3 protein-coding genes and 2 pseudogenes are annotated in these 3,518 nt (G+C 76.0%); 1 reads left to right on the forward strand and 4 read right to left on the reverse strand.

Features of this window, described 5'->3' with window-relative positions; genetic code table 11:
- The 4 genes and pseudogenes from ACTUAL_RS31690 to ACTUAL_RS31705 form a co-directional block, all read right to left on the reverse strand.
- Positions 1-481, reverse strand: a pseudogene (locus ACTUAL_RS31690) (hypothetical protein); the annotation flags it as partial.
- Complete coding sequence (locus tag ACTUAL_RS31695) at positions 478-1,803, reverse strand: hypothetical protein (protein ID WP_440902799.1); 1,326 nt, start codon at positions 1,801-1,803, stop codon at positions 478-480. The gene ACTUAL_RS31695 and the pseudogene ACTUAL_RS31690, both read right to left, overlap by 4 nt.
- Entirely contained in the window at positions 1,796-2,098 is a 303-nt protein-coding gene (locus ACTUAL_RS31700) for a DUF6403 family protein (RefSeq protein ID WP_096492489.1), read from the reverse strand. Before ACTUAL_RS31700 ends, ACTUAL_RS31695 begins: the two co-directional genes overlap by 8 nt.
- Before the next feature lie 131 nt (positions 2,099-2,229).
- Positions 2,230-3,108, reverse strand: a complete 879-nt coding sequence (locus ACTUAL_RS31705) for an NAD-dependent protein deacetylase (protein WP_440902800.1) — start codon at positions 3,106-3,108, stop codon at positions 2,230-2,232.
- Positions 3,109-3,296: 188 nt separating this feature from the next.
- Between ACTUAL_RS31705 and ACTUAL_RS31710 the strand changes: the two are divergent.
- Positions 3,297-3,518, forward strand: a pseudogene (locus tag ACTUAL_RS31710) (cytochrome P450); the annotation flags it as partial.

A 3,518-nucleotide genomic window follows, 5' to 3' on the forward strand; every position in this document is an offset into this window, starting at 1 on the left:
CGTCGGGCACGGTCCCGGCGCGCACGAGCTGGTCGTAGTTCACCGCGACGATCTTCAGCGCCTCCAGGGGCCGGTCGGCGAACTGGTGCACGCCCCGGCGGATCGCCAGCTCCGCCACGAACGCCCGCCCGAAGTTCTCCTCGCCCCGCCCCGGCAGCAGCGCGCACCCGTAGCTGGCGTACTCGCCGCCCTCCCGGCTCAGCAGCAGCACGACGGTCCCGTCGGCGGCGCGCTCCAGGTCGTCGCAGCCGTCGCGCAGGTCCGCCTCGGGCTCCAGGAACACCACGACGAGCCTGCGGTTGCCGATGATCCGCTCGGCCGCCGCCTGGTCGAGCTCGACGCCGGGCGCCGCGTACACCGAGGACTGGGCGACCTGCCGCGCGGCGGGCCCGTCGAACAGCCCGCCGCTCCACACCGCCCACCCGGCGAGGGCCAGGCAGGCCACGAGGACCGCCGCGCACGCGGCCGGGACGCGCCTCACGCGAGGCTCCCGCGCAGGTAGGCGGACGGCCGGTAGTCGGGTCGGCCGAGCTGCCTGGCGGTGGTGTCCAGCTCGGCCTCGGCGGCGTCGAGCAGGCGGCGCACGTGGGCCTCGGGCAGCCCGGTCTCCAGCGCCTCGCGGGCCGACCCGAGGCGGGCGAGCCCGCGCGTGAGCGAGGCGTCGCGGCTGAGCGCGGACACCTCGACGGCGAGCGCGGACAGCGCGGCGAGCCGGGCCGGGCTGGTGCGCGGCTCGCCGGGGCGCACCCGCGCGGCGCGGGCGCTGAGCGCCAGGAACGCCGCGACGCAGCCGGTGAACGCCCACGGCAGCGCGGGCAGCGCGATGTCGAGCGGGTCGGGCGCCCGGTAGGGCAGGGGGCGGTCGAACAGGCCCGCGTAGCGCAGGTCGGTGACCCGGTCCAGGTAGGCGGCCAGTATCACCGCCTGCGGGTAGGCGTAGGCGTCGATGCGGTCGGAGAACTGGCCGTAGAAGCTGGCGGCGGCGACCTCGGCGAAGTCGTCCGCGTGCGGGCCGTGGTACTCGACCCAGTTGCCGTACATGACCACGACGGGCCGGTCCGGGAACACCGCGGTGAGCGCGGAGCCGTAGTCGGGGACGGGCGCGTCGCGCTCCTGCACCGGGAACACCGCGTAGAGCGCGTCGCCGGGGAACGCGTCGGGCTTGTCCGGGACCTCGTCGAGCGCGGCTCCGGGGGCGACGTGCGGCAGGCCGTCGCGCAGGTCGGCGGCGACCGCCTCCAGCTCCTGCGGGGTCGGCTCGCGCCTGCGGAACGGGTCGACGTCGGCGGGCGCGAGGTCGCCGACGTGCAGCGCGACCAGGTCGAGCACCTCGTTGGTGACGTCGGCGAGCGCGAACTGGGCGCGCCAGCCGGGGATGGTGTCCGGGTAGGCCTGGTTGACGCCGTCGGTGACCTCGGTGCCAATGACCAGGACGGTGGCGTTCTCGACGTCGCGGACCCGGTCGCGCTCGTCCTCGTCGAGCCCGGCGGGGGCGCCGAGGACGCGCCCGTCGGTGCCCGCGACGGCGGCGTCGACCAGCGCCTCGTCCCAGGTTGCGGTGGCCCCCGGCAGCCGGACCACCGGGGCGGCCTCGACCAGCGCGGTCATCTCCTCCACGCTGGGCACGGTCAGGCCCGCCAGCTCGCCCGCCGCGCCCTCGGGCACGGGTTCGCGCGGTGACGGGGACTCGCCGTAGCTGACGTCGACGGCGCGGCGCTGGGCGAGCAGGAACACCACGAGCACGACGACCGCGATGGCCAGCGCGGCGAACCGCACCGCGCGGAGCACCGGGGCCTCAGCCATGGAAGCTCCCCCGCCACAGCCGCTCGGCGCGGCGGGCGCAGTCGGCGGCGACGCGCGCGGAGGCGGCGCCGCCCCGGTTGGCCATGAGCAGCTCGGCGCGGGCGAGCAGGCGCTCGGCCTCCGGGCAGTACCAGCCGCCCGCGTCGCGGCTGATCGCGGCGCTGTCGATGGCGGCGAGCGCGGTGGAGCGGGCCACGACGGCGGTCCGGGCGCTGGCGCGGGCGCGCGGGACGAACGCCGCGCCGAAACCGGCGATCACCAGCACGGCCGCTCCGAGCAGCCAGACCATCCACATGCGCGCGCCATTCCAGGTGAGGTGTGCACCTGATTGTGCCCGGTCGGGTGATGGTCGGCGGTGGGGCCGGGGGTGTGTGGGGGCACGTCGCGTCCTCGGTCTCGTCCTGCGGCTCGTCCCGTGGCCCGGCCTCAGCGCGCGCCGAGCAGGTCGACCAGCTCGCTCAGCGCCTGGCCCAGCTCGCGGTCGACGCGGACGGCGGCGCGGTCGTCGCCCCTGGTGATGCCCCGGTTGAGGATGGCGACGGGCTTGCCGGACTTGGCGGCGTGGCGCACGAACCGCAGGCCGGACATGACGGTCAGCGAGGAGCCGAGGACGAGGAGGGTGTCGGCGGCGTCGACCAGGTCGTAGCAGCGGCGCACGCGCTCGGGCGGGACGTTCTCGCCGAAGAAGACGACGTCGGGCTTGAGGACGCCCCCGCAGCGGGCGCAGTCCACCACGCGGAAGCCCGCGACGGCCTCGGCGGGCAGGTCGGCGTCGCCGTCCGGGTTGACCCGGTCCGCGGTGGTGGTGAAGCCGGGGTTGGCCTCGTGCAGCCGGGCGTCGTGCTCGGCGCGGTCGGTGGTGGCGGCGCAGTCCAGGCAGATCACGCGGTGGAGGCTGCCGTGCAGCTCGACGACGTCGGTGGCGCCGCCGTCCTGGTGCAGGCCGTCGACGTTCTGGGTGATGACCGCGTCGACCAGGCCCGCGCGCTGGAGGGCGGCGACGGCGCGGTGGCCGTCGTTGGGCTCGGCGCGGCGCATGGCGCGCCAGCCGACGTGGGCGCGCGCCCAGTAGCGGCGGCGGTCCTCGGCCGAGGCGGTGAAGTCCTGGTAGGTCATCGGGGTGTGCTTGCGCAGGCTGCCCTCGGCGCCCCGGTAGTCGGGGATGCCGGACTCGGTGGACAGGCCCGCCCCGCTGAGCACCAGCGCGCGACCGGGGCGCAGCAGGTCGACCAGCGGGGTGAGCGAGGTCGTCCTGGGCAGCGGGTCGCCGGTGGCGGTCCAGGTGAGGGTCGGGCGTGTCCGCATGGGACGAGGGTACGACCGGGGGCGGGGTGGGCGCGGGGTGCGGGGCTCCTCCCCCCGCAGCGCGCTGCTCCGGTCGGGCGGCAGCGCTGCGACCACCCGATGGTCACCCTGCCGACAGGGTCGACCGCGCTCCGCTTATGTGATAGCCATCTATCAGAACGCTCGTCGCCTGATGGCAGGAGAACACCGTGAGCGAGACCGCCGTGCGTCCGGCGCCGGAACTGCCGGTGCACATGCGCAGGAACGGCTTCGACCCCCACCCCGCGCTCACCGAGCTGCGCGACTCCGGCGGCATCCGGCGCGAGCGCACCCCGATGGGGCTGGACGCGTGGGTGGTGAGCAGGCACGAGGACGTGCGCCGGGTCCTGTCGGACACCTCGACGTTCAGCAACAACAGCGAGGACCTGCCC

Source organism: Actinosynnema sp., assembly GCF_052038725.1.

Bases quoted from the DNA above. Each gene is read 5' to 3' on its own strand.
- ACTUAL_RS31695 (WP_440902799.1), bottom strand. From the start codon at position 1,803: ATGGCTGAGGCCCCGGTGCTCCGCGCGGTGCGGTTCGCCGCGCTGGCC.
- ACTUAL_RS31700 (WP_096492489.1), bottom strand. From the start codon at position 2,098: ATGTGGATGGTCTGGCTGCTCGGAGCGGCCGTGCTGGTGATCGCCGGT.
- ACTUAL_RS31705 (WP_440902800.1), bottom strand. From the start codon at position 3,108: ATGCGGACACGCCCGACCCTCACCTGGACCGCCACCGGCGACCCGCTG.